23 protein-coding genes are annotated in these 24,809 nt (G+C 65.4%); 19 read left to right on the top strand and 4 right to left on the bottom strand.

What is annotated here, in order from left to right:
- Positions 1 to 20 precede the first annotated feature (20 nt).
- Together AAC979_RS15280 and AAC979_RS15275 are read right to left on the bottom strand one after the other, a co-directional pair.
- Positions 21 to 887, bottom strand: coding sequence for a polysaccharide biosynthesis/export family protein (locus tag AAC979_RS15280; protein WP_371347722.1), 867 nt, complete (start codon positions 885 to 887; stop codon positions 21 to 23).
- Complete coding sequence (locus AAC979_RS15275; RefSeq protein ID WP_371347721.1) at positions 787 to 1,635, bottom strand: tyrosine-protein phosphatase; 849 nt, start codon at positions 1,633 to 1,635, stop codon at positions 787 to 789. The genes AAC979_RS15280 and AAC979_RS15275 overlap by 101 nt, the downstream gene beginning before the upstream one ends.
- A gap of 417 nt (positions 1,636 to 2,052) precedes the next feature.
- On the opposite strand from AAC979_RS15275, the gene AAC979_RS15270 reads away from it, so the two are divergent.
- From AAC979_RS15270 to AAC979_RS15240, 7 genes are all read left to right on the top strand, one after another.
- Complete coding sequence (locus AAC979_RS15270; RefSeq protein WP_371347720.1) at positions 2,053 to 2,457, top strand: hypothetical protein; 405 nt, start codon at positions 2,053 to 2,055, stop codon at positions 2,455 to 2,457.
- A 54-nt stretch (positions 2,458 to 2,511) separates the two neighbouring features.
- The gene (locus AAC979_RS15265) at positions 2,512 to 4,014 is read left to right on the top strand and encodes an O-antigen ligase family protein (protein ID WP_371347719.1); all 1,503 of its coding nucleotides are present in this window, start codon (positions 2,512 to 2,514) and stop codon (positions 4,012 to 4,014) included.
- The gene (locus AAC979_RS15260; protein WP_371347718.1) at positions 4,011 to 4,613 is read left to right on the top strand and encodes a sugar transferase; all 603 of its coding nucleotides are present in this window, start codon (positions 4,011 to 4,013) and stop codon (positions 4,611 to 4,613) included. Before AAC979_RS15265 ends, AAC979_RS15260 begins: the two co-directional genes overlap by 4 nt.
- A gap of 63 nt (positions 4,614 to 4,676) precedes the next feature.
- Positions 4,677 to 5,648, top strand: a complete 972-nt coding sequence (locus AAC979_RS15255; protein WP_371347717.1) for an ATP-grasp domain-containing protein — start codon at positions 4,677 to 4,679, stop codon at positions 5,646 to 5,648.
- 8 nt (positions 5,649 to 5,656) lie between these two features.
- Positions 5,657 to 6,334 (top strand): HAD family hydrolase, encoded by a 678-nt coding sequence (locus AAC979_RS15250; protein ID WP_371347716.1) that lies wholly within the window; start codon positions 5,657 to 5,659, stop codon positions 6,332 to 6,334.
- Between the two features lie 59 nt (positions 6,335 to 6,393).
- Complete coding sequence (locus tag AAC979_RS15245; RefSeq protein ID WP_371349071.1) at positions 6,394 to 7,545, top strand: DegT/DnrJ/EryC1/StrS family aminotransferase; 1,152 nt, start codon at positions 6,394 to 6,396, stop codon at positions 7,543 to 7,545.
- A 67-nt stretch (positions 7,546 to 7,612) separates the two neighbouring features.
- Positions 7,613 to 9,574, top strand: a complete 1,962-nt coding sequence (locus AAC979_RS15240) for a polysaccharide biosynthesis protein (RefSeq protein WP_371347715.1) — start codon at positions 7,613 to 7,615, stop codon at positions 9,572 to 9,574.
- A gap of 13 nt (positions 9,575 to 9,587) precedes the next feature.
- Here AAC979_RS15240 and AAC979_RS15235 read toward each other — a convergent pair whose 3' ends face one another.
- Both AAC979_RS15235 and AAC979_RS15230 read right to left on the bottom strand, forming a co-directional pair.
- Positions 9,588 to 10,151 carry a class I SAM-dependent methyltransferase gene (locus AAC979_RS15235; protein WP_371347714.1) on the bottom strand — a complete coding sequence of 188 codons (564 nt, stop codon included), beginning with the start codon at positions 10,149 to 10,151 and terminating at the stop codon, positions 9,588 to 9,590.
- Positions 10,152 to 10,193: 42 nt separating this feature from the next.
- Complete coding sequence (locus tag AAC979_RS15230) at positions 10,194 to 10,337, bottom strand: hypothetical protein (protein ID WP_371347713.1); 144 nt, start codon at positions 10,335 to 10,337, stop codon at positions 10,194 to 10,196.
- A 373-nt stretch (positions 10,338 to 10,710) separates the two neighbouring features.
- On the opposite strand from AAC979_RS15230, the gene AAC979_RS15225 reads away from it, so the two are divergent.
- From AAC979_RS15225 to AAC979_RS15170, 12 genes are all read left to right on the top strand, one after another.
- Positions 10,711 to 12,471 (top strand): ABC transporter ATP-binding protein, encoded by a 1,761-nt coding sequence (locus AAC979_RS15225; RefSeq protein ID WP_371347712.1) that lies wholly within the window; start codon positions 10,711 to 10,713, stop codon positions 12,469 to 12,471.
- Positions 12,468 to 13,688, top strand: a complete 1,221-nt coding sequence (locus AAC979_RS15220; protein WP_371347711.1) for a glycosyltransferase family 4 protein — start codon at positions 12,468 to 12,470, stop codon at positions 13,686 to 13,688. The genes AAC979_RS15225 and AAC979_RS15220 overlap by 4 nt, the downstream gene beginning before the upstream one ends.
- 22 nt (positions 13,689 to 13,710) lie before the next feature.
- Positions 13,711 to 14,472, top strand: a complete 762-nt coding sequence (locus tag AAC979_RS15215) for a class I SAM-dependent methyltransferase (protein ID WP_371347710.1) — start codon at positions 13,711 to 13,713, stop codon at positions 14,470 to 14,472.
- A 73-nt stretch (positions 14,473 to 14,545) separates the two neighbouring features.
- Positions 14,546 to 15,652, top strand: a complete 1,107-nt coding sequence (locus tag AAC979_RS15210; protein WP_371347709.1) for a hypothetical protein — start codon at positions 14,546 to 14,548, stop codon at positions 15,650 to 15,652.
- Positions 15,653 to 15,852: 200 nt separating this feature from the next.
- Positions 15,853 to 17,136 carry an O-antigen ligase family protein gene (locus AAC979_RS15205; protein ID WP_371347708.1) on the top strand — a complete coding sequence of 428 codons (1,284 nt, stop codon included), beginning with the start codon at positions 15,853 to 15,855 and terminating at the stop codon, positions 17,134 to 17,136.
- Positions 17,137 to 17,202: 66 nt separating this feature from the next.
- A complete protein-coding gene (locus AAC979_RS15200) occupies positions 17,203 to 18,327 on the top strand; it encodes a glycosyltransferase family 4 protein (RefSeq protein ID WP_371347707.1) in 1,125 nt (374 codons plus the stop codon).
- On the top strand, positions 18,311 to 19,531 hold the full coding sequence (locus AAC979_RS15195) for a glycosyltransferase family 4 protein (RefSeq protein ID WP_371347706.1): 1,221 nt from the start codon (positions 18,311 to 18,313) through the stop codon (positions 19,529 to 19,531). Before AAC979_RS15200 ends, AAC979_RS15195 begins: the two co-directional genes overlap by 17 nt.
- Before the next feature lie 50 nt (positions 19,532 to 19,581).
- Positions 19,582 to 20,604: a polysaccharide biosynthesis protein gene (locus tag AAC979_RS15190; RefSeq protein ID WP_371347705.1), complete on the top strand. Its 1,023-nt coding sequence runs from the start codon at positions 19,582 to 19,584 to the stop codon at positions 20,602 to 20,604.
- A 30-nt stretch (positions 20,605 to 20,634) separates the two neighbouring features.
- Positions 20,635 to 21,246: a sugar nucleotide-binding protein gene (locus AAC979_RS15185; protein WP_371347704.1), complete on the top strand. Its 612-nt coding sequence runs from the start codon at positions 20,635 to 20,637 to the stop codon at positions 21,244 to 21,246.
- Positions 21,224 to 22,387 (top strand): NAD-dependent epimerase/dehydratase family protein, encoded by a 1,164-nt coding sequence (locus AAC979_RS15180; RefSeq protein ID WP_371347703.1) that lies wholly within the window; start codon positions 21,224 to 21,226, stop codon positions 22,385 to 22,387. Before AAC979_RS15185 ends, AAC979_RS15180 begins: the two co-directional genes overlap by 23 nt.
- Before the next feature lie 4 nt (positions 22,388 to 22,391).
- Positions 22,392 to 23,537, top strand: a complete 1,146-nt coding sequence (wecB, locus tag AAC979_RS15175) for a non-hydrolyzing UDP-N-acetylglucosamine 2-epimerase (protein ID WP_371347702.1) — start codon at positions 22,392 to 22,394, stop codon at positions 23,535 to 23,537.
- Positions 23,534 to 24,796, top strand: a complete 1,263-nt coding sequence (locus tag AAC979_RS15170) for a glycosyltransferase family 4 protein (RefSeq protein WP_371347701.1) — start codon at positions 23,534 to 23,536, stop codon at positions 24,794 to 24,796. Before wecB ends, AAC979_RS15170 begins: the two co-directional genes overlap by 4 nt.
- Positions 24,797 to 24,809 lie beyond the last annotated feature (13 nt).

Raw genomic sequence — 24,809 nt, 5'->3', positions numbered from 1 at the left:
CCGCTGCCCACCCAAACTGGCTACAACAGCATGAAGGCGTTGAATAGCGGAACCGTCTGGAAAATGTACTTCATACCGATCTTGAGGTCAGAACTCGGCACCGTCACGATGTCGCCGGCGAGAAGATCCGGGTCACTCGCCTTCTGCGAGCGCAGGTCGGCGACGCTGAACTTGGCTACCGCCGTCTTGCCGTCAATGCGGCGGAACACCAGGATGGTGCCCTCGGCCACTTCCTGCATGCCGCCGGCCATGGCGATGGATTGCAGCAGCGACATCGGCCCCTGCATGGGAAACACGCCGGGCTTGTTGACCGCGCCGTCCACCGTGATGCGGTGGCTGTTATATTCCTTCACCAGCACCGTCACCTGCGGATTGCGCAGATAATTGCTGCCGAGCTTGGCGGCGAGGTCCTTCTCGATCTCGCTCACCGTGCGGCCGGACGCCTGCACGTCGCCCACCAGCGGGAAGGCAAAGGTGCCGCTCTCGGACACCTGCACCGTCTTGGTCAGATCCTCGACCTTGAACACCGTCACATTGAGAACATCGAGCGGGCCGACCCGGTAGCCGTCGGAGCCGGGCGTGCTGACCGCCGTCACCGCGCTCACCGCCGCCACCTCGCTGGCCGGCAGGCTCGCCGGCTGGGCGCTGACCGGCACCGCCGATATCGACGCGGCCGAAGCGGGCCGCGCCGTCGCGGCGGCAGCGGGTGCCGCCGTGCGGGCGGCGGAGGACGGTGCCTGCTCGCCCGAATTCACATAGCTCGCCGCCGAGGTGGAAGGCGAGGGGCTATCGCCCGAAGAAGCGACGCAGCCGGCCAAGAAGATCGCCGCCACCGCCACCGCCGCGATGCGCGCGGGGATTGTCGCTATCGTTCCGCCCAGCTTCATTTAACCCTGCCACCCCTGTCGCCGCGCATTCTGCCGGCGCCCTGTCCAAAACGATGTCGCGCGGGCATTGCACCGTCATGCGCGTGGCCTCCGCGCTGCCCACAAGGCGTTCCGCCGCCCGGCGGCCCTCGGCCAGGTCCGGCGGGCGCTTCATCGTATCATGCGCGTCGCTGGCGAGGATATGCGCCTTGCCCTCGCTGACCATCTTCTCCGCCCAGTATGTCGGTCGGCGCCCGAAACGGCCGGTCAGAGATCCCGAGGTAATCTGCATCCACACCCCCCGAGCCACCATGCGCTCGATGAGATCATATTTCTCCTCGATCCACTTCAGCCGCTCGGGATGGGTCACGATAGGCACATAATTCGCCAAAAGAATGGTAAAGACCAATTCGTCCAGCCGCGCCGGGGCGACATTATGCGGCGGCTCGACCAGCGCATAGCGCGTATCCCCCAGCGTCAGCAGCCGCCCGCGGCGCAACTCGCCGGCGAAATCGGGCACGATGTGATTGTCGGCGCCGGGAATGAGGATCAGCGGCACGCCCGCCTCGTCGAGCACGCGCTGGAGATCGTCCACCGCCTGCCGAATCGCCGGCCCTTCATTATGGTAGACGCCGGGCAGGATGTGCGGCGTGCAGGCGACAATCTCCACCCCCTGCGCGACATGAAGCCGCGCCATCTCGACGGCGGTGGCGAGATCGGCGGCGCCGTCATCAATGCCCGGCAGAAGGTGGTTGTGCAGGTCGATCATCGGGCAGAACCAAGACGCATGAAGGCCATCGCGTCCTTGCGGGCGATCAATCGGCAATCGCTTGCAGGCCGCGAGCCTTCCCTTGGGGCACCGAACATGGGGTGCCCTTGCCGACTGCGCAACGCATGGGGGCCCCTTGTGCCTTCACAATGAACCCTTGGGGTCTGGCTCCACGCCCGCTCCGCGCGGGCGGCAGGCGCCGCGAAGCCGCCACTCTGACCTTGAAACGTTAAGGGTATTTGCGGATTCCTCGTCGCTGGGGGCGGGGTCAGTGTAGGATAAAGGAGCATGAAGGTCGCGTGGGATGCTGCGTCAGACTGTGCGGTTTTGATTTCCGAGTACGGACCTAGTAACATTTGGTAAGGTTCTGGCGCCAGTGGCGTGTGCAGTCAGTCGAGGGGCGAAATGAAGCGTTTTGTGGCGTATGCGTCTGTGGCGGGGCTTGCCTGCCTCGGTCTGGCGGGTCCGGCGGCGGCGGATGCCTGCCAGACGACGGGCACGCTCGCTTCGGCGGCGGGCACCGTGCTGGTGGATCGCGGCCAGGGTTTCACGCCCGGAACGGTCGGTATTTCGCTCAAGGGCGGCGACAAGGTCGCGGTGCAGGGGCCCGGCAGCGCCGTGGTCGACTTCGGCAATGACCGTACCGTCACCGTTCCCTCTTCCACCACCGAGACGCTGCGCGTGCCCGGCTGCGGCCTGGCGGTCGACCCGTCGACCGGAATGGTCGTCGGTGCCGTCGCTGTCGGCGGCGGTATCGCCGCGGCGATTGCGCTCTCCGACAATGGCGGCAACAATGGCCTTATCTTCCCGGTCAGCCCCTGACGGGAAACGACCGCGCGCGGCCGTTGAACCCGCGAGCGGCAGTTGAAAGAGGCGTTGGCCCTGTTTTTGAAGCCACATGGCGACGGAGGCGCGGCATTTGTCGCCTCAGTCCTCCTTCTGTTCGCGAATGTCGTGCTGGGCGGGGCCACCCGCACCGGCTACCTCGCGGACGTGCTGCTGCAGGCGCTCAGCCTGCCCTTTCTCGCGCTGGCAGTCTGGCTGTGGCTGGACCGTCTGACCGCCCGGCGTCCCGCCTGGAGCTTCGGGCTCGTCTGTGGCGCTGCGCTGGCGGCGACGGGTCTCGTCATCGCGCTCGCCCAGTTTCTCCCCCTGTTCGGTGCGCCGGGCTGGGAGGGCATCTCCGCCCGCATCGTCGCCGCCGGGGGGCAGGGGCTCGACGGTGTGGCCTGGACGGGCAGTTCCTCGGTCGATCCGGCGGCGAGCCTCGCCGCCCTGCCGGCCGTGCTGCCGCCGCTGGCGCTTTTTCTCCTGGTCGCGCTGCTGGATGAGGAAGGGCGCCTGCGCTTTGCCGGCTGGGCGGTCGTGATCGGTCTGGTCGCGCTCCTTCTGGGCATTTTGCAGGTGATGCAGGGGCCGGCGAGCGGCTTGCGCTTCTTCGAGATCAGCAACCGCTCGGAATCGGTGGGCTTCTTCGCCAACCGCAATCATTTCGCTGCGCAGCTCTATGTCACCTTCCTGCTCGCCGTGGCGTGGTTCGTCGGCCGTGGCGACCGCGTCCTCGGCCATCGGGGGGCGAGCACGCCCAAGGTGATCTGGCTGGCCGCCGCCTTCAGCCTCGGCGTGCTCGTCCTGGCCGGCATCGCTCTCGCCCGGTCGCGGGCGGGCATCCTGCTGCTACTGGTGGCATTGGCGGGGGTGGTGGTGATGGCGCCGCTCATCCTCTCCGTGCTTCGCGGGCGCGGCGCGGCGCCGCACCGGGTGCGCAGCCTGGTGCTGGCGGTGCTGGTGGGCGTTGTGCTGCTGGTCGGGCAACTCGGCGCCGACCGTTTTCTCGGGCGATTCGGCGGCGGTCTCGTCGACCAGTTGCGCGCCGTGCTCAACGAGACGACGTTCCAGGCCGCGCGCGAGGCGCTGCCTTTCGGCACCGGGCTCGGCACCTTCACCGCCGTGTTCCCGGTCTATGAAGGGCCGGCAACGCTGAGCCCGCAATATGTCAACCGCGCGCATGACGACTGGCTGGAGTTCTTCCTGGAGACCGGCCTGCCCGGTATGGTGCTGGTGGCCTGTTTCCTCGCCTGGTTCGGCGAGCGCATCTATCGCCTGTGGATCGCCTCCGGGGCGACGGGCGGGCTGCGGCTGCTTGTGCTGCAGCAATGCGCCTCGCTGGCGGTGCTGCTGCTGATGCTGCATTCCCTTGTGGATTATCCCCTGCGCACCGCCGCCATGTTCGCCTATTTCGCCGCCTGCTGCGCGCTGATGACGCCGGGAGCGGCGGCGGCCCGGCTGGCGCGGGACACCCGCGCGCCCGCCGCCGCGCCGCCGCCCCGGCAAAGCCGCCGGCCGGCGCGGACCTCGACCGCAGGGGGGCGGACATGAAGCGAGCCTTCGATATCCTCGTTGCCGGCACGCTGCTCGTGCTTCTTCTGCCGGTGTTTCTCGCCCTCGCGCTTCTCATCCGCGCAAAGCTGGGCGCGCCGGTACTGTTCCGGCAGAAGCGGCCAGGATTGCACGGCCGGCCGTTCGAAATCATCAAGTTTCGCACCATGACGAATGCGCGCGACAGCGCGGGGCGCCTGCTCTCCGATGGCGAGCGCCTGACCCGCTTCGGCCGCTTCCTGCGGGCCTCCAGCCTCGATGAGCTTCCCGAGCTGTGGAACGTGCTGAAGGGCGAGATGAGCCTCGTCGGACCGCGGCCGCTGCTGATGGAGTATCTGCCGCTCTACTCGCCTGAGCAGGCCCGCCGCCACGAGGTGCGCCCGGGCATCACCGGCTGGGCGCAGGTGAACGGGCGCAATGCGATCTCATGGGAAGAGAAATTCGCGATGGATGTCTGGTACGTCGATCATCGCAGCATGGCGCTCGACATGCGCATAATCGTCAGGACGTTTAGCAAAGTGATAAAGGCAGAAGATATAAGTTCGCGTAACCACGCAACAATGCCAATTTTTTCGCCGAGTGTTGATAATAAAGATTAAAAATTATTCTATAACACATTTGAAATCGAGGAATGTCGTGGAATTTCTCGAAGGTGTGGTGCCATGAAGATGTCTGTATTGTTGAGTAGTGCCGGTCGTCGCGTGGAATTAGTGCAGATTTTCCGAGCTGAGGCGGCCAGGCTCGGAGTGGCGATGAACATCGTCGCGGCGGATCTCGATCCGAAGCACGCGCCCGCCTGTCACTTCGCGGATGCGGCCGAGGCTGTTCCGGCGGTAGGGACCCCCGGCTATTCGGAAGCGCTGCTCAGCATCGTCGCTCGCCGAAATGTCTCCCTTGTGGTCCCTTTAATTGATCCGGATGTGACTGCGTGGTCCCTCATTGCAAGGCAGGCGGCGAACGAATTCGGGTGCCGGGTAGCCGTCTCGGCTCCGGAGGCCGTGGCCATTTGCCGGGACAAGGCGCGAACGGCGGCGGTTCTGGCGGCGGGCGGCCTCAGCGTTCCTTGGACGCGCCCTGCCGAGACATTTGATCCCACATCATCGGAAACGCCGTGGCCACTGGTCTGCAAGCCGGTCGGAGGATCGAGCAGCGTCGGATTGCGTGTGCTGAGCTCTCCGGAGCAGGCGCTTGTCGAGCCTCCGGCCCCCGGCACAATCGTGCAAGAGCAGCTTTTCGGTGAGGAGGTCACGGTCAATGTGTTCTACGACCGGGGCGGAGGTCTGCTTTACGCGGTTCCACATCGCCGGCAATCGGTTCGCTCCGGCGAGGTATCGCGCGGTGTTACCTTCGCCCATGACGGATTGATGGCGGCGGCTGAGCGGATCGGCACCCTGTTGCCGGGTGTGTGGGGCCCGCTTTGCTTCCAGGCCATGCTGCGCGAAGACGGATCCTTCGGAATCTTTGAGATCAATGCGCGCTTCGGTGGTGGCTATCCGCTCGCTCAGGAGGCGGGGGCGATGGGTGTGCGTTACCTTCTGCAGGATGTGCTTGGCGAAGCGCTCGTACCTGTGAGCAAATGGCGTGAAGGCATCTCCATGATCAGATACGATCAGTCCGTATTTACTTTAGACTGATGGCAAACGTGACGGACCGACAATTTCTTGTTGTTTTTGACATGGATGATACGCTTTATCCGGAGCGGCAGTTCATCGCAGGAGGGCTCGCCGCCGCCGCTGATAAGCTGGAGCCGTCCAACCGGACAGCGTTCATTACGCACGCGATGGCGCTGTTCAATGAGGGTTTGCGTGGCGTGCGGAACATAATCGACGGCGCCGTTACAAGGCTGGACCTTGGTGATGTCGATATCGCCGGGCTTGAGAAGGCTTACCGGCAGCACCGGCCACTTCTCGCGCCACGGGAGGGGATTCCTGAGCTTTTGGAAGAGCTTGGAAGAGAGGCCGGTCTCGCCCTTTTGAGCGACGGACGTCAGGATGAACAGCGGCGGAAATGGGCAGCCCTCAATCTTGACGGATATTTCGAGGCGGTTCTGTTTACCGACGAACTCGGCCGTGCGGCGTGGAAGCCGGCTCCAATTGGCTATCAAATGCTGCAGGGATCCCGCCTGGCTCAGCAGTGTGTGTATGTTGGCGACAACGTTGCCAAAGATTTCGTATCCCCCATCGCCCTTGGTTGGCACACTGTGTTGCTCAGCCTTCCAGATCAAATTCATTTGTCTCAGGAAGGGGTTGCTGCCAAATTGACCGTCGAAAGCGTCGACGGTTTGCGCCGCACTCTTTTCGACATTTTACGGGCGGTGTGACTGTGAGCGCCATCTCTGATCGACCCTTCTCCCCCTGGCCGAGCGTCTCGTCCGAGGAAATGGCGGCCGTCCAGCGCGTCCTTGCCTCCAACAGGGTCAATTACTGGACCGGCGAGGAGGGGCGGGCGTTCGAGCGCGAATTCGCCGCCTGGGCCGGCTCGCGCCATGCCATCGCCCTCGCCAATGGCACGGTGGCGCTCGACCTCGCCTTGCACGGCCTCGGGATCGGCCCCGGGGACGAGGTCGTCGTGACCCCGCGCACCTTCATCGCCTCGGTCTCCTGCGTGGTGAATGCCGGCGCGACCCCGGTCTTTGCCGAGGTTGACCGCGACAGCGGCAACCTAACCGCCGAGACCATCGCCGCCGTGCTCACCCCTCGCACCCGCGCCGTGGTGCTGGTTCATCTCGGGGGCTGGCCCTGCGACATGGACCCCATTATGGATCTCTCGGCCCGCCATGGCTTCAAGGTCATCGAGGATTGCGCCCAGGCGCATGGCGCCCGTTATCGCGGCCGCAGCGTCGGCTCGATCGGCCATGTCGGCGCCTGGTCGTTCTGCCAGGACAAGATCATGACCACCGGCGGCGAGGGTGGAATGGTCACCACCGACGATGAGGCGCTCTGGTCGCGCATGTGGTCCTATAAAGACCATGGCAAGAGCTGGGACGCGGTCTACCGCCGCCAGCACCCGCCGGGTTTCCGCTGGTTGCATGAGAGCTTCGGTACCAATTGGCGCATGCTGGAAATGCAGGCCGCCATCGGCCGCGTTCAGTTGCGCCATGTGGACGCCTGGGTGGAAACGCGCCGCGCCCATGCCCGTGCCATCACCGACGCGCTGGCTCCCTTTGCCGGGCAGGGCCTGCGCCTGCCGGACCTCCTCTCATCGGGACGGCAAGGCGATGTCCATGCCCAATATAGACTTTATGCGTATGTGGACCCTGGCAAATTGCGTCGTGACTGGTCCCGCGACCGCATCATCTCGGAAATAGTCGCCCAGGGTGTGCCTTGTTACCAAGGGAGCTGTTCGGAAGTTTATCTGGAACGCGCATTTGAGGGCACGGGTTGGCGACCTCCCCAGGGATTGCCAGTGGCGCGAGACCTGGGCCAGACGAGCCTTCAATTCCTGGTACATCCAACCTTGACCGCCGCTGAAATCAAGCGCACCGCAGATGCCGCCGCGAAGGTGATGGCGCGGGCTTTCGGGCAGGAGTGAGTGTCGGCGGAGACCAACGGAGCTGCCTCTCCATCTCTGGAGAGTGGCGGCTTGAAGGGGTGAGTGCATGACCGGCGGCGTTCTCAATTATCTCGTCGGCCTCAGCCGGGCTAAGAAGCGCGCCGTGCTCAGCCTGGTGGATGCGGCGCTGCTTGCCATGAGCTTCTTTCTGGCGATGGCGCTGCGGCTGGATGGCTTCACGCCCGCCCTGGCGCCGCCGAGCTGGCTCGCCTTCGTCATCGTCCTGCCCTTCACTCTCCTGCTGTTCCGCGTGATGGGGCTCTACCGCACCGTCGTGCGCCATGTGGCCGGGCGCACGGTGCGGGTGCTGGCGTATGGTCTGGCCATTTCCGCCCTCGCACTGCTGTTCGTGGCGTCAGGCCTCGGCCTTTTCCTGCCGCGCTCGGTGCCGGCCATCTACTGGCTGCTGGCGATGGGCCTGCTCGGCGGGGCGCGCTTCGGCCTGCGGGCGGTCTATCGCCAGCGCCAGGCGCGGCATAAGGCGCGGGTGATCATCTATGGCGCCGGTGCCGCCGGGCGGCAATTGCTGGCCACGCTGGAACATGGCGGCGACTATGTGCCGATCGCCTTCCTCGACGACGCCCAGGAACTGCAGGGGCGCGACATTGGCGGGTTGCGCGTCTATTCGCCGGCGCGGCTGGCACGGCTCGTGACCGAACATGATATCGAATGCGTGTTGCTGGCCATCCCCAGCGCCACGCGCCAGCAGCGCCGCACCATATTGGAGCGGCTCGAACCGCTCGGCCTGCGCGTCCAGACCATTCCCGGCCTGTCTGATATCGTGTCCGGTCGCGCCGAGCTGAGCGAGATCCGGGAAGTGTCGATCGAGGATCTGCTCGGCCGCGATCTCGTGCCGCCGCGGCAGGAACTGCTTGACGCCAATATCCGCGGCAAGGTGGTGATGGTCACGGGGGCGGGCGGGTCGATTGGCAGCGAACTGTGCCGGCAAATCCTGACCCAGGGCCCTGCCAGCCTCATTCTGCTCGATCTGTCGGAATTCGGTCTGTACCGCATCGACGAGGAACTGCGCGGCCTCGCCGAGGCCGAGGGGCTGGAGGCGCGCATCGTGCCGCTGCTGGGTTCGGTTCTCGACCGGCCGCGGGTCGAATGCGCGCTGCGTCGCTTCGGCGTGGAGACGATCTTCCACGCCGCCGCCTACAAGCATGTGCCGCTGGTCGAGCACAACGCGGTGGAGGGGGTGCGCAACAATGTGTTCGGCACCCTCGCTCTGGCGGAAGCGGCGCGCAGTTGCGGGGTCCGGGCCTTCGTCCTGATCTCGACCGACAAGGCGGTGCGGCCGACCAATATCATGGGCGCGTCGAAGCGGGTTGCCGAGCTTGTCTGCCAGGCGCTGAGCGGCCTGCCGGGAGAGACCGTGTTCTCCATCGTGCGCTTCGGCAATGTCGTCGGCTCCTCCGGTTCGGTCATTCCGCTGTTCCGCCGGCAGATCGAGGCCAATGGGCCGGTGACGGTGACGCATCCCGACATTACCCGCTATTTCATGGCCATACCGGAGGCGGCCCAACTGGTGATCCAGGCGGGCGCGATGGCCCAGGGCGGCGATGTCTTCATCCTCGACATGGGTGAGCCGGTGCGGATCGTCGATCTCGCCAAACGTATGGTGCGGCTGAGCGGCCTCAACCCGGTGGTCACAGAGCCAGGGGCCACCGCGGCCGCCCGGGTGAAGGGCGACATCGAAATCCGCTTCACCGAGCTGAGGCCGGGCGAGAAGCTGTTCGAGGAACTGCTGGTCGGCGACGGGGCGCAGCCGACCGTGCATCCGCGCATCATGACCGCCACCGAGGTGGCGATGGACTGGCCGGCGCTGCAGGACGTGCTGCAGCGTCTCGCGACCGCCTGCGACGCGCATGACCTGCCGGCCATCCGCGCGCTTCTGCAGGAGACGCCCAGCGGCTACGAGCCGGCGGAGGCGATCGGCGATCTGCGCTGGCTGGCGATGCAGCCCCCGCCCAAGGCCGGAGCGACGGGACTGAGCGGCGTCGCCTGACGCGGCGCCTGTGTCAGGCCGTGCGCAGCCAGGGCAGTGCCTCTTCCCATGTCACCAGCGGCAGGCGGGTGTAGTTCTCATAGAAATAGGGAAAACGAGGCCCGGCCAGTTCGCCGCTGAGATCGGCCAGCGCCGCCCCGGGATTGGTCACACGGATCACGCCGACGCCATGGTCGATCTTCACGATCTTGAAGTCGACGCCCTGGGTCTGGAGGAGCTCGAAGCCGACCTTCCAGCCCCCGCCGACCCAGGCGCCGATCTCCGGATGCGGCTCATGCTGCCCCATCACGCTACTCGGCAGCATGTCATGCATGGCGATCCAGCCACCAGGATTGACCACCTTGAGGGCATTGGCGACATCGCGGTGGACCTGTTCATAGGTGTGCAGGCCGTCAATGAAGATGAGGTCGAATTTTTGCGTGTTGGTGGCGAAGAACTCGTCGGAGGTGGCGCGGACCGTTCCGCCCTGTACGGGATCGACGCCGATCTTGGACGCCAGGGGCAGCGAATCGAACAGGTCGTTTCTGAAGCAGCCGATTTCCAGATAGGCGGCCGCCGGATTGCGCGCGGCGAGCACGTTCAGCAGGGCGATCCGGTTGTAATGGGTGGCTTTCCAGTTCTAGTCGATCGTCCCGCCCTGACCCTGGCGCGCATACTCCGCCGCAATTCTGCGATAGGCCGCTTCGTGGCGAAGCTTTTGATACGTCTTGTTGACAAAACCGATGGTGCGGGAGGCAAGGCCGGTGCTGCTGAGATTAGACATGCCCGTCATGCATCCTGTTACGAGAAATGTTACCGGCCGTCCGGATCAACGACGTCCGTGATCGTGGGTGCGGTCACTCTACGAGAAGATGCGCAGAAATCTGCTCACATGCGAGGATGGATACGCAAATGCGACTCCTTTTTCCGCCTTCGGGGAGGTACGTGAGTGGGAGATTGCCTCTCGGTCCCCGCCATGCCAGAACGGCGGCGAGGCGAGTGCCGGGAAGTGTGCGTCGCGGGACGATCTCCGGTTGTGACATGCGCGTAATGCCGTTCCATGCCGAAGGAACGGCTCAGGCGTGTTGCTGGTCGGCTTGCCGGGGCCGATCGCAGGGGCGCCCCCTTCCCGTGACGAAGAAACGGTGACGGTAGGCGTGACGGAATCAAGAACCGACAGGACGCTGGTGCAGGCTGGCCGCGAACTCTATCGTGAGCTGAGTCCCGCCCTGCGCCGGACGCTGCTGCCGCTTTTGGGCCTGATGCTGATCGGCGCCTTTGCCGAGCTGTTCAATCTCGGCGCGGTCGTCGTCTTCCTCTCCATCATCGCCGAGCCGCAGTCGATCGCGCGGTTCCCGGTTCTGCCGGGGCTGCTGTCCGCAATCGGCGCCGACACGCCGGCCGAGTGGACCTATGTCGTCACCGGGCTTTTCTGTCTGTGCGTCCTGTTCGCGGCGGCGATCCGGCTGCTGCTGCTGAAGAAGACGGTGAGCTTCGGCTTTGATGCCTCCTGCGAGCTTGGCTCGCGGCTGTTCGCCATGACGCTGCACCAGGACTACATTTATCATACGCGGCAGAATTCCAGCGAAATTCTGGCGGCGGTGAACAAGGCGCAGCAGATCACCGGCGAAGTCCTGCTGCCGGCCATGCAGGCGGTGGTCTCGCTGATTCTCGCCCTGTTCATCGTGGCGGGGCTGGTGTGGATCGACCCCCGGGTCGCCGTTACCTCCGGTGTGGCGTTGACCGCCATCTATGTCGGCACATCCATGGTCAGCCGCGCCCGGCTTCGCCGCAACAGCACAATCATTGCCCGCGCCCAGGGGATGCGCTTCAAGGTCATGCAGGAGGGGATCGGCGGCATCCGCGACATCCTGCTCGATCGCTCGCAATCGGTTTTCACCGAGGCTTACGACCGCGCGGAAGCCGATATACGCGATGCCCGCACCACCACCGCCCTTGCGTCCATGTCGCCGCGCCACGTGGTCGAAGCGCTGGGGATCGTGGTCGTCGCCATCGTCGCCTGCGTCGCCGCGCTGGGCGCGGGCGGCCTGACGCAGATTCTCCCGGTCCTGGGGGCGCTGGCGCTCGGCGCCCAGCGCCTGCTTCCGCTGCTGCAGCAGATCTATTCGGGCTGGGCGACCACAATCGGCAACCGGCAGGTGCTGTTCGACCTCGCCGATCTGCTGCAGCGGCCGGTGCCTACGGTGCCTTCCAAAGCTGTTTCGCTCACCTTCGAGAAGGCGCTCACCATTGACCGGGTCGGCTACCGCTATGCCGAAGGCGCGCGCCCGGCGCTGGTCGATGTGAGCCTCACCATTCCCCGTGGCGCGCGGCTCGGCATCGCCGGCAAGACCGGCAGCGGCAAGTCGACCCTGATGGACATCATCATCGGGTTGCTCGAGCCGACGCAGGGCGAAATCCGGGTCGACGGCGTCGCGCTGACGGCGGCCAACCGTCATGGCTGGCAGCGCCACATCGCCCATGTGCCGCAGGCGATCTTCCTCTCGGATGCGAGCGTCGCGGAGAACATCGCCTTCGGGGTGCGGCCGGCGGAGATTGATTACGCGTGGGTCCGCCGCGCGGCCGAGCAGGCGGAACTGACGGAAGTGATCGAGACCCTGCCCAAAGGCTACGAGACGCGGGTGGGCGAGCGCGGCATCCAGCTCTCGGGCGGCCAGCGCCAGCGCATCGGTATCGCCCGCGCGCTGTACAAGCAGGCCTCGGTGCTCGTATTCGACGAGGCGACCAGCGCGCTCGACAACGAGACCGAGGCGGCGGTCATGCAGGCCATTGAGCGGCTGGACCGGCAGCTCACCATCCTCATCATCGCCCACCGCCTGTCGACGCTTGAGGGGTGCGACATGGTGGTCCGGCTGGAAGGTGGCCGCGTGGTCGTGCCGGAGAAGGCAGCGCCATGAGCGCGGGCGCCGTCAGCACAGGCGCAACGAGTTCGGGCGCCGTGACGTCGACGGGGCGCGATCGGGTTCTGCTGTGCCTCGTCGTCGGTGCGCCCCGGCATTATGGCGTCGGGCAGGTCTGGGACGACGTGCTGCGCGGCTTCGCGAAACGTGGCTGGAAGGTCATTCTGGCCGTGCTGGATGCCCACCATGCTGCGGATTGGCAGGCCGCCTATCCCGAACTGACCGTGGTGACCTCCCCGCTACCGGCTTCCGTGCCGTCCGTCACGGCCGGTCGCTGGCGCAAGCTCGGCTCCATGCTGCGTCGGGTCGGTGGACAATTGTCCTATTTGAACTGGCTTACGCGACTGGCGAAGGAGCGCGGCGTCCACACGCTGATCATCCAGTCGCCCCCGGAAACGCTGCTTGCGGCGCTGGTGGCGCGCCGGGCGAAGCTGCGGGCGTTATGGCTGGTGCCCAATGCGGTTGGCAATGAGGTGCCGTTCGACCTCAACCGGCGGATCTATCGCCTGGTGTTCCGCCTCGGCATGGTCCCGGTTGCCAACTCCCACTTCACCGACTCGACCTTCGGACCGGGACGACATGAGCGCCATGTCGTCCATCTTGGCGTGGATACGACCTATTTTGCGCCCAATGGCGATCCGCGGCCGGTGCGCGACGCCTTCGGCATTCCGATGGACGCGCCGGTTGTCGGGCTGTTCGCGCGGTTGACGCCTTCCAAGGGGCAGGATCGGCTGATCGAGGCGCTCGCCCAGAGCGGAACCCCGTTTCACCTGCTGCTCTGCGGGGGGCCGGTGGAGGGCGACTATGGCGATCATCTGCGGCGCCGGATCGACGAACTTGGCCTGAGCGGCCGTGTCCACCTCGCCGGACCGCAGACGGACCTGCGCTCGTTCTTCGCCGCCAGCGACATCATCGCCAATGTGCGGGTCGATCCCGAACCGTTCGGTCTGACCATCATCGAGGCGATGGCCAGCGGCAAGCCGGTGCTTGTGCACGGCCTCGGCGGCCCCAGTGAGATCGTCACGGACGGGAGGGAAGGCTGGGTTCTCCCAAATGTCGAGCTTTCAACCATTGCGGAAGGCCTCCGCCGTGCCCTAGCCTCGCGGCGAGAATGGCAAATGCTTGGTGGCGCGGGTGCCAGGCGGGCCAAGCTCTCTTTCGGCAAGGAGCGTTTCTTGCGGCAGATCGAAGAATTGGCCCGTCGGGATCGATAGTAAGAGAGTCGGAGACCTATTGATGTCCAAATTGCCGTTCATCCGACAGCTTTTCTGGGGAAATGTCGCCTGGTCAGCTCACGTTTTTCGAGCATTGTTCGGAGCGGGGGGGCGTGTCGGTCTGTCCAACATGTGCCATGCAATGGGCGTCTATAAGAGACAGCCACACCTGAGAAAGGTTGCGCTTTCCGATGTGATACCGCGCGGCATCGAGATCAATCTGTCTCATGTCACGAGCGAGAATTGGCAGGTCACTACCTACGAACTCGCATCGATTCTCTCGATCGTCTTGGCAAGGAGCCCGCAGTGTTTTTTCGAGTTCGGCACGTTTGATGGCAGAACGTCCCTTAATGTGCTGCGAAATTCGCCGTCGACTCAGGTCGTCAGCATCGACCTGCCCCCGGGTGATGTTAAACTGCCGGATCAGAAAAAGGTCGGTAATCTAATTGGTGAGGAGTTTCGCGGCGATGATGGCCGCTTCACTCAGCTTCTCGGCAATTCCCTACGATTCGACTTCACGCCCTTTCACGGCAGTGTGGATGTGGTCTTCATCGACGCCGGTCACAGCTATGCCTGCGCCATTGCCGACTCCCGCTCGGCATGCCGCCTGATCGGCGAAAGGGGCGGGGTTATCATGTGGCATGATTACGCAACTTGGCCCGGCGTCACGCAGGCGGTCGAGGAGATTCAAGCGCTGACGCGGGAAAAGGCTGATATGGTCTGGATCGAAGGCACGACTTTGGCTGTGATGATGGCGAGGCCCGGTGTTTCACTTGTTGAATGAGTTCCACGTTTGACAAACTTGCCTGCCGTCAGGGAATTTGTGATGAATTATAGCTTCTTGGTTAAATCGTGAAATGAAGATCGCCATGATAGCAATCCATGACCCAAATATTTATCCTGGATTCTACGATCTTGCGATTAATATTTCGAAAATTTGTAATGAAACCTACTATATATCGAGGCCGGAATTAATTTTGAATAATTCCGAGGGTGGTGGATTGTCGTTCTTGAACTTCAGGCCCCCGACGGGGTTTCTGAAGAATGTTCCTTGGTTTCGGGCCGGTCATGATAGGGTCTTGAGTATTCTTAAGGATATTCGGCCTGATCTCATAATAGCAGAAAATGAATTTCTTATTCCTTCAATTCTTTATAAGAAAATTTTTGATAATGGCGCAAATATCGCAAGCTTTATCATGGATAACGAAAGGAATCGAAAATATATAAAAATAGTTAAGCCTGTAAGTCGGGATATAAACGTTCAGCTCGAATGCTGTGATGTCCTCTGCCGTTTCCGTCAGGAAGACTGGCCGAAGATGAAGGCGAGGCCATTTATTTTGAGGCACGCGCCACCCCTGCGCGAGCACGCGGTCTTCCAGCCGCATGAGGGCCCTGCGCGCTTCGTGTTCACCAGTTCCAAATATGTCCTTGGGCTGAACCGGGACCGTCTGTCGCGTTTCCTCGCTCGGCTGTGCGGTCAGGGCATCTCCGTGGACTGGTACTTCCCCCATCAGGACGAGAACCGGGAGATAGCCCGGTCGCTTCTGTCGCATCCGCTTTATGCGGTGCGTGAGAGGGTCGAGAAGGCGCAATTGCTCGACACGCTCAGCGGCTACGATGTCGGGCTGCATTGGGCGCCGATGGCCGAGCAGGACTATGATTACAACTACTTCCAGTCGACGGCCTCGAACAAGATCGGCGAATATGTGGCGGCAGGCCTCGCCGTCGCCTATGCAGGCAATCCGGGCCTGGCGTTTCTGCCTCGCGACATGTCGCTGGTCTATGATCCGACGGATCCGGAGGCCGGCGCCGACCAGTTGGCGGCGGCGCTGGCGGATCGTGCTGCCCTTGAGCGCATGCGGGCGGCATCGCTGCGCTATCATCAGCAGGAATTGAACCTCGATGCCCAGGCGGAGCCCTTCCTGCGCTATGTCCGGGAGGAACTGATGCCCCGGTTCGCCTGATGCCGGTGGACACCCCTTGCGGCATTGCCACCTCGTCATGGGGCAAATGTGTTATGCTGGGGCGCATCGCTGGGGCAGAAAGGTTCCCGGCCGGCGCCTTCTCCGGCCGGCGTCCGTAAGCGGCGAGGCGGCGAGAGCGGTGGGAGCGTGACGGGGTGAATGTAGGGCTGACGCAGCATCGGCTGACGGGGGCGCGGCCCGTGCCACAGGCCAGACCAAAGGTCGATCGCATCTACCTCGCGGTCCTGATCATGTCGTTCCCCGGCTATCCGCTGGTGGCCGCCTTCGCCACACTGACCGGCCTGCCCAGCACGCCGCTGTCGTTGGGGATGCGCGCGCTCAACTTCTGTCTGGCGCTGCTGCTGATCGTCGGCGGAATCGCGAGGCGCCGCGGGCGGAGCGCGTCGGTGCTTCTTCTGCTGCTTGGCCTGTTCTGGGCGGCCTATGTCGTCCGCCTCTATGTCGACACGCTCTATGAGCCCCTCTTCCTCGGCAAGGAGGTGTCCTATTACTGGGTGTGGGCCGTCGGCGGCTGCCTGGTTCCGATGCTGGGCCTGGCGATGCGGACGAACCGTCCCGAGCAGGCGGACGATTATTTCCGCTGGCTTTACCTGGCCACCTTCGCCGGCAGCTTCCTGTCGGTGTTCCTGGCCACCGGCACGGTGAGCAATGAGGCGGGCATCGAGTATGAGTCCGGCCGCATGCGGCTCGAGGCGCTGAACCCCATCGCCCTCGGCCATCTCGGCGCCATGCTGGTGGTGCTGTCGGCATGGGCGCTGCTGTTTCACCGCCCCTGGTCGCGCGGCTCGCGGCGGCTGTTCCTGCTGCTCGGGCTCGCCGTCGGCTGCTACGTGCTGCTGGCGGCCAATTCGCGCGGACCGGTTCTCGCCGTCCTGGCCTGCTTCCTGTTCCTGCTGAGCTTCGTCAGCTTCCGCTACAAATTCGCGGTGATGGCCTTCCTTCTCGTCGGCGCGCTGGCGGCGGTGCCGCTGTCGGTCTATCTGCAGGAAGCCCATAACATCAATGCCTTTGGCCGCCTGTTCGGCATGTCGCTGGAACAGCACGCCCAGCAATCCTCGCGGCTGGATCTGTTTGACAGCGCGCTGGAGATGTTCTGGACCAATCCCTGGCTCGGCGGCGCGCTGGAAGATCCCACCACCCTCAGCTACCCGCATAATGTCATTGTCGAGTCGCTGATGGCACTGGGCCTGTTCGTTACCCTGCTGTTCATCGGCGTGCTGGCGGGTCTGGGCGCGCGCGCCGCCCTTCTGTTCCGGCGCTATCCGAACTATGGATGGCCGGCACTGCTCTTGCTGCAGTATTTCGTCGGCGCCCAGTTTTCCGGGTCGCTTTACGGCTCCACCTTCATGTGGTGCGCCATCGGGCTGGTTCTGTCTTTCGGGGACTACGCGCCCGAAAAGGCTCCCCGGCTGTCGCGAAACCTGATGCCGCTTCCCCCGCATTTCGGTCGCCGGTCATGGTGACACGCAGCCAATCGGTCGTCATAAGCTGCGGTGCACCTTCCGCCGTGCCGGGAAGATAATGTGTCTATGAACGCCTCTCGTGTGATCATCTTCCAGCCGACGCTGCCGAGCTACCGCGTCGATCTGTTCGAGCGTGTCGCGGAAAAGATGTCCTGCCCGGTGGAGGTATGGCACTCGTCGGCCCAGCTCGGGGTGCTGACGCAGCGCGATGAACGCTTTGCCTGGGAGCGGCTGCTGCCCCCCATACGGCGCCTGCTGCCGGGTCTCGACTGGCAGTCCGGCGTCCTGACGACCCCGGTCGGGCCGGGCGATGTCGTGGTGCTCTCGGGGGCGCCGCGCAATGTGTCGAACATGCTCATGCTGGTCCGGGCGCGCTGGCGGGGCGCACGCACCGTGTGGTGGGGGCAGTATTGGAGCAGCACCAGCCGCACGCATCGCTTCCTGTTGCGCCTTTTGCTCATGAAGCTCAGCCACGCCATCCTTTTCTACACCGACGATGAATGCGAGGCGTATCGCAATGGCCTGGGGCGCGGCGATGCCCGCCCGGTCGAGGCGCTCAACAACGGCATCAATGTCGCGCCTATTCTGGCTGAGCGGGCGCCCTATGTGCCAGGCCAGCGCGCGCGATCCCTGCTCTTCATCGGCCGCCTCACCGAGAAGGCTGAACTCGGCATCTTGCTGGATGCGCTGGCCCGGCCGGAACTGGCGGATGTCCGGCTTGAGATCGTCGGCGATGGCGAGGAGCGCGCGGCACTGGAGGAAAAGGCGGCGCGGCTCGGCCTTGAGGGCCGTCTCGGATGGCATGGTGGCATGACCGACGAACGCGCCATTGCCGCCATTGCCAATCGGTGCCGACTCTTCGTTTATCCCGGCGGTGTCGGTCTCAGCCTGCTGCACGCCATGGCCTATGGCCTGCCGGTGGTGGTGCATGACGACCGCTGGCGGCATATGCCGGAGATTGCGGCCTTCCACCGCGCGCGCTGCGGCCTGACCTTCGAGAAAGACAACCCGGCCGCGCTGGCGGGCGCCATTTCGGAAGCGCTGGCGGTGACCGAGGTGGACGACAACTGGTCCGTGGCCGCGGCGCGCGTGGCCGAAAAGGAGTTCAACACGGAAGAAATGGCGAGGCGCTTCTGCCGCCTGCTGCAGCGGGTTGGGGTGCAGGAAGGGCGGCATGCCGTCCTTTCCTGAGCCGCCCCCTCGGGCGGCGCCCCCCGGCACGGTTTCGCCCCGGCCGGTCGTGCTCGTGGCGACCGGGCACTATCTCCCCGGTTTTCGCGCCGGCGGCCCCATTCACAGCATCGCCAATCTGGTCGACCACCTCCAGGACGAGTTCGATTTCCGTATTCTCTGCGGCGATCGCGATCTCGGCGATGAGCGCGCCTATCCGGGACTGCAGGCCGACCGCTGGGTTCGCGTGGGGCCGGCACTCGTCCATTACACCTCGCCGGCGAATCAGGGCGCGCGGGCCGTCACCCGGCTCATCGCCGAGACGCCGCATGACCTGCTCTATCTCAACAGCTTCTTCTCGCCGCGTTTCACCATCGTGCCGCTGCTGGCGCGCCGGCTCGGGCGGGTGGCGCCCCGGCCGACCGTGCTGGCGCCGCGCGGCGAATTCTCGGCCGGGGCGCTGGCGCTGAAGGCGCTCAAGAAGCGCAGCTATCTCGCCGCCGGCCGGGCGGCCGGGCTGTTCCGTGGTCTGATCTGGCAGGCTTCGTCGGAGTTCGAGGCGGGCGACATCCGCGCCGTCATCGGCCCGCAGGCGCGGGTGCATGTGGCCTGCGACCTGCCGGCGCCGGCGGGCGCGCCCTGTCCTGCCCATAGGCCGCGCCAGCCCGGCGAGCCGCTGCGCCTCGTCTTCATCAGCCGCCTTTCGCCGAAGAAGAACCTCGATTACGCGCTGAAGGTGCTGGCGCAGCTTCGCGTGCCGGTGCGCTTCACCATTCACGGCCCGGCCGAGGATGCCGATTATGTCGCGCTCTGCCGGCGCCTTGCGGGTGAGGTGGGGCCGCATGTCGCGGTCGCGTGGGCCGGCCCGCTGCGGCCCGAGCAGGTGGCCGCGACCTTCGCGGCGCATGACCTGTTTTTCTTTCCCACGCGCGGCGAGAATTACGGCCATGTCATCGCCGAATCGCTGGCGGCGGGAACGCCGGTGCTGATCGCCGACACCACGCCCTGGCGCGGGCTGGCGCAGGCCGGCGTCGGCGACGACCTGCCCTTGAGCGATCCGGCCGCCTTCGCCGCCCGGATCGCGGCGATGGCGGACGAGCCGGTCGAGATGGCGCCCGCCCGCCGCGCCCGCGCCGCCGCCTATGTTCGGCAGAGCGCGCGCCGGCAGGACGACATTCTCGCCAACCGGAACCTGTTTCGCCTCGCTTTGGCAGAGGGGGAGTAGTGGCATCTCACGTTCCGGTGAAGTAAACAGGGGCCACGAAAGGCGAGAGCATGCAGAACGAGCGTATCTTGATCACCGGCGGCACCGGCTCCTTCGGGCGGACCATGCTGCAGGATCTGCTGAGCCGGGGCTGTCCGGAAATCCGCGTGTTCAGCCGCGACGAGGAAAAGCAGGACATGCTGCGCAGTACGCTGCGCAGCGGCAATGTGCGCTTCTTTATCGGCGATGTGCGCGACCGCGACAGCGTCGACCGCGCCATGGCCGGCGCTACCCGCGTCTTCCATGCGGCGGCGCTGAAGCAGGTGCCGTCCTGCGAGTTCTTTCCGCTGGAAGCGGTGCGGACCAATATTCTCGGCTCGGAGAATGTGGTGCGCGCGGCGGTTGCGGCCGGGGTGCGCTCGGTCGTCTGCCTGTCGACAGACAAGGCCGTGTTCCCGGTCAACGCCATGGGCATCTCCAAGGCGATGATGGAAAAGCTGGCCCAGGCGCTCGCCCGCTCCATCGGCCCGGAGGCGCCCACCACCATCTCGCTGGTGCGCTATGGCAATGTCATGTACTCGCGCGGTTCGGTCATCCCGCTGTTCATCCGGCAGATCAAGGCGGGCTTGCCGATCACCGTCACCGAGCCCAGCATGACCCGCTTCCTCATGCCGCTGCGCGATTCGGTGGCGCTGGTGCACTATGCCTTCGAGCATGCCCGCCAGGGTGACCTGTTCGTGCGCAAGGCGCCGGCCTCCACCATCGCCGATCTCGTCACCGCGCTTTCGGAACTGTTCGAGCGGCCCGATCACCCGGTCGAGGTCATCGGCTGGCGCCACGGCGAGAAGCTCTACGAGACGCTGGTCAGCGCGCAGGAACTCACCAAGAGCGAGGATATGGGCGACTATTTCCGCGTGAGCATGGACGGGCGGGATCTGAACTACCGCCATTATTTCGTCGAAGGCGATACGGAAACGGTGGATCAGCACGATTATCACTCTCACAACACCGCCCGCCTCAATGTCGAGCAGGTGAAGACGCTGCTGCTGAGCCTGCCCGAGGTCGTGGCGGAGCTTGAGGGGTGGTCGGCGTGAACGGCGCACCGGCGCGGAGATGAGGTGCTGATGAGAGTTCTCGTCCTTGGCGCCAGCGGCATGCTTGGCAACGCTCTGGTGCGCGTGCTGCCGGATGAAGGCGTTGAAGCCTATGGCCCCGCCCGCAGCACGGACTGCGTGTTCGACGGCATGCGCGGCCAGTACACTGAGGATGACCGTCCCGATGCGGCCGATCTCGACGGGCGCAGCAAGCTGCTCGGCGAGGTGGATTACCCGCACGCCGTCACCTTGCGCACCTCCATTGTCGGCCATGAGCTCGGCAGCCATCACGGTCTGTTCGACTGGTTTCTGGCGCAGCAGGGCAGGGTGTTCGGCTACAGGCGGGCGATTTTTTCAGGGCTGACGACGGTGGAATTCGCCCGCGTCCTCGCCCGTCACGTACTGCCGAAGCCCGAATTGCGCGGCGTATACCACCTCTCAGCCGAGCCGATCAGCAAGGATGCGCTGCTGCGGATCGTCGCCGAGGTCTATGGCAAGTCGATCGAGATTCTCCCGAAGGATGAGCCGGTGCTCGACCGCTCGCTGCGGTCGGACCGTTTTCGCGCGGCGGCCGGCTACACGCCGCCTGATTGGGAGACGATGGTACGGGAGTTGCGGGATGTCTATGCACAGCGCGGCTGACCGCGTGCCGGGGGAAGCCCGGCGCATCGTCATCACCGGTGCCGCGGGGCTGCTCGGCCGGCACTGTCTCGTTCGCCTCCATGCCCGCAACTGCGCGGCGCGATTCCGCGGTGAGCCGGCGCCCTATGATCTGGTGCCCCTCGACCGCGCGGCGTTCAACGATGCGGCCGGCCTCGCCGCGGCGCTGGAGGGCGCGACGGCGGTGTTCCATTTCGCCGGCGTCAATCGCGGACCGGAGGCCGAGGTCGAGGCCGGCAATATCGACATCGCCACCCGCCTCGCCGAGGCCTGCCGGGCGAGCGCGAGCCGGGCGCATGTCGTCTATGCCAATTCCACCCATGCCGCCTCCGACACGCCCTATGGCCGCTCCAAGCGGCGGGCGGGGGAGATTCTGGCCGCTGCCGCGCCGCGCTTCACCGATCTGGTGCTGCCGCATATTTTCGGTGAGGGCGCGCGGTCCTTCTACAACAACGTCACCGCCACCTTCATTCATCAGGTGATCGGCGGCGAGAACCCGAGCGTCAATTCCGAGGGGCGGGTGCAGCTTCTCCATGCCGGCGCGGCGGTGGAAGCGGCGATCGCCGCCGTCGCCCAGGGGGCGAGCGGCGAGTTGCGGCCGGTGCCGCGCCCGATGAGCGTCGGGGACTTGCTGGCGCGGCTGCAGGGCATGCACGCATCCTATGGCGCCAACCTGTTCCCGGACCTGTCGGACCCGTTCGACCTCGCTTTGTTCAACAGCTACCGCGCGGCGCTCTATCCCGACGGCTTCCCGCGCCCGCTGAAGCTGAACACGGATGCGCGCGGCGTGCTGTTCGAGGCGGCAAAGGGCGGCGGTGGCGGCCAGACTTTCCTGAGCTGGACCGAGCCCGGCGTCACAAGGGGCAACCATTTCCACCTCGACAAGGTGGAGCGCTTCCTGGTGCTGGAGGGCGAAGCCATCATCCGCATCCGCCGCGTGCCGGACGGCCCGGTGTGGGAGTTCCGCGTCGACGGGCGCCAGCCGGCCGCCGTCGACATGCCGACGTTGCACACCCACAGTATCGAGAATATCGGCGACCGGCCGCTTTTGACCATGTTCTGGACGCAGGCGGTGTTCGATCCCGCCGCGCCCGATACCTATGCCGATCCGGTTCTGGGGTGAGACGATGCTCAAGGTCATGACGATATTGGGCACGCGGCCCGAGATCATCCGTCTCTCGCGCGTCATGGCGCGGCTCGACGCGCTGTGCGACCATCGCCTCGTGCATACCGGCCAGAACTACGACTACGAACTGAACGAGGTGTTCTTCGAGGATCTCGGCGTGCGTCGGCCCGACCATTTCCTCGGCACCGGCGGCGGCTCGCTCGGCGAGACGCTGGGCAAGATCCTGATCGAGAGCGAAAAGGTGCTCGTCGCCGAACGGCCCGATGCGGTGCTGATCCTCGGCGATACCAATTCGGCCATTTCCGCCCTGATGGCGCGGCGTATGAAGATCCCCGTCTACCACATGGAAGCCGGCAACCGTTCCTTCGACGGCAATGTGCCGGAAGAGACCAACCGCCGGCTGGTCGATCACATCGCCGATTTCAACCTCGTCTATACCGAGCATGCCCGCCGGCATCTCATTTCGGAAGGCCTGCCGCACCGGCGCATCTATCTCACCGGCTCGCCGATGCGCGAAGTGCTGGAGCATTACCGCCCGCGCATCGACGCTTCCGACGTGCTGCGCCGGCTGGGCCTTTCGCCGCGCGGCTATTTCATCGTCTCGCTGCACCGCGAGGAGAATGTCGACAGCCGCGAACGCCTTGGCGAACTGGTCGGCGCCTTGTCGGAGCTGGCCGTGCGCTATGACCGGCCGGTGATCGTCTCCACCCATCCACGCACGCGCAAGCGGCTGGAAGCGGCGGGGCTGGTGGCGGATGAACGGGTGAGCTTCATGAAGCCCTTCGGCTTCCATGACTATAACCACCTGCAGAAGAACGCCTTCTGTGCCATTTCCGACAGCGGCACCATTGCCGAGGAAGCGTCCCTGCTCGACTTTCCCGCCATCACCCCGCGCGACGCCATCGAGCGGCCGGAGGCGCTGGACACCGGCTCGATCATGGTCACCGGCCTCAGCCGCGCAGCGATCCTGCGCGGGGTCGAGGTGGCGACCCGCCTGTTCGCGGCCCGCGCCGAACAGGGGCTGGCCTGCCCGCTGCCGCAGGACTATGCCGTCACCAATACCTCGGAACGTGTGGTGAGCCTCATCCTCGGCACCGCGCCGCTCTCCAATGGATGGGACGGCATACGGACGCATGAGCGGCCATGAGCGCCGCCGCTTCCGCGGGGGGCGCGGCGCGGCCGCGGCTGATCCTGCTGTCGCAATGGTTCGATCCGGAGCCCACGGTGCGCGGTCTGGCGTTCGCGCGCCGCCTCGATGCGCTCGGCTTCGACGTTGAGGTTGTCACCGGCTTTCCCAACTATCCCGGGGGCAAGGTGTATGAGGGCTACCGGATCCGCCCGCTCCGCCGTGAGGTCGTCGACGGCATACGGATCACCCGGCTGGCGCTCTACCCCAGCCATGACCGCAGTCGCATCGGCCGGGTGCTGAACTATGTCAGCTTCTTCTTCTCCGCGACCTTCTACCTGCTGTTTCTCGCGCGCCGGGCGGATGTGATCCACGCTTATCATCCCCCGCTCACCGTCGCCTTGGCCGGGGTGGCGGCGCGCCTGCTGCGCCGCATGCCGCTGGTGCTCGACGTGCAGGACATGTGGCCGGACACGCTGCGCGCCACCGGCATGCTGAACAATGAGCGGGCGCTGCGCCTCATCGGTGCCGTCTGCCGCTGGACCTGGCGACGCGCAGACCGCATCAGTGTTCTCTCCGAGGGTTTCCAGCGCCTTTTGGTGGAGCGCGGCGTGCCGCCGGAGCGCATCACGGTGATCTCCAACTGGGCGGACGAGGCCGGTACCGACGGGGCCGCCGTCCCTCTGCCTGCCTTCGCCGCGCCGGGGCGCTTTCGCGTGCTCTTTGCCGGCAATATGGGCCCGGCGCAGGCGCTCGACACCGTGATCGACGCGGCCGCTCTGCTGACCGGGACGCATCCTCAGATCGAGTTCTGCTTTCTCGGTGGGGGGCTGGAGGCGACAAGGCTGCAGCAGGCCGCCGCCATGCGCGGACTGGCGAATGTCCGCTTCTTCCCGCGCGTGCCGCAGGCTGAGGTCGGCCCCTGGCTGGCGGCGGCGGATGCGCTGCTGGTGCATCTGAGAGACGATCCGCTCTTCGCTATCACCGTGCCGTCGAAGACGCAGGCCTATCTCGCGGCGGGCAAGCCGATCCTCATGGCGGTCGCGGGCGACGCGGCTGAACTGGTCCGGCGGGCCGGTGCCGGGCTCGCTGTGCCGCCGGAGAACGCGGCGGCTCTGGCGGCGGCGGTGACCGAGATGGCCGGGATGGAGCCGGGCCGGCTGGCGGCGCTCGGCGCCAATGGCCGCCGGTACTATGACGAGCACCTGTCCTTCGCGCGCGGCACGCAACGGATGGCCGCCGTGCTGCGGCAGGCCATGGCCGGGAATGGCAGAGCCTGAGATGACCGCACGG

Source organism: Ancylobacter sp. IITR112, from assembly GCF_041415945.1.
In the GTDB taxonomy this organism is placed as follows: Bacteria; Pseudomonadota; Alphaproteobacteria; order Rhizobiales; family Xanthobacteraceae; genus Ancylobacter.
The sequence above is the reverse complement of the archived record's forward strand: the minus strand, read 5'-3'. Positions and strand labels throughout refer to the sequence as shown.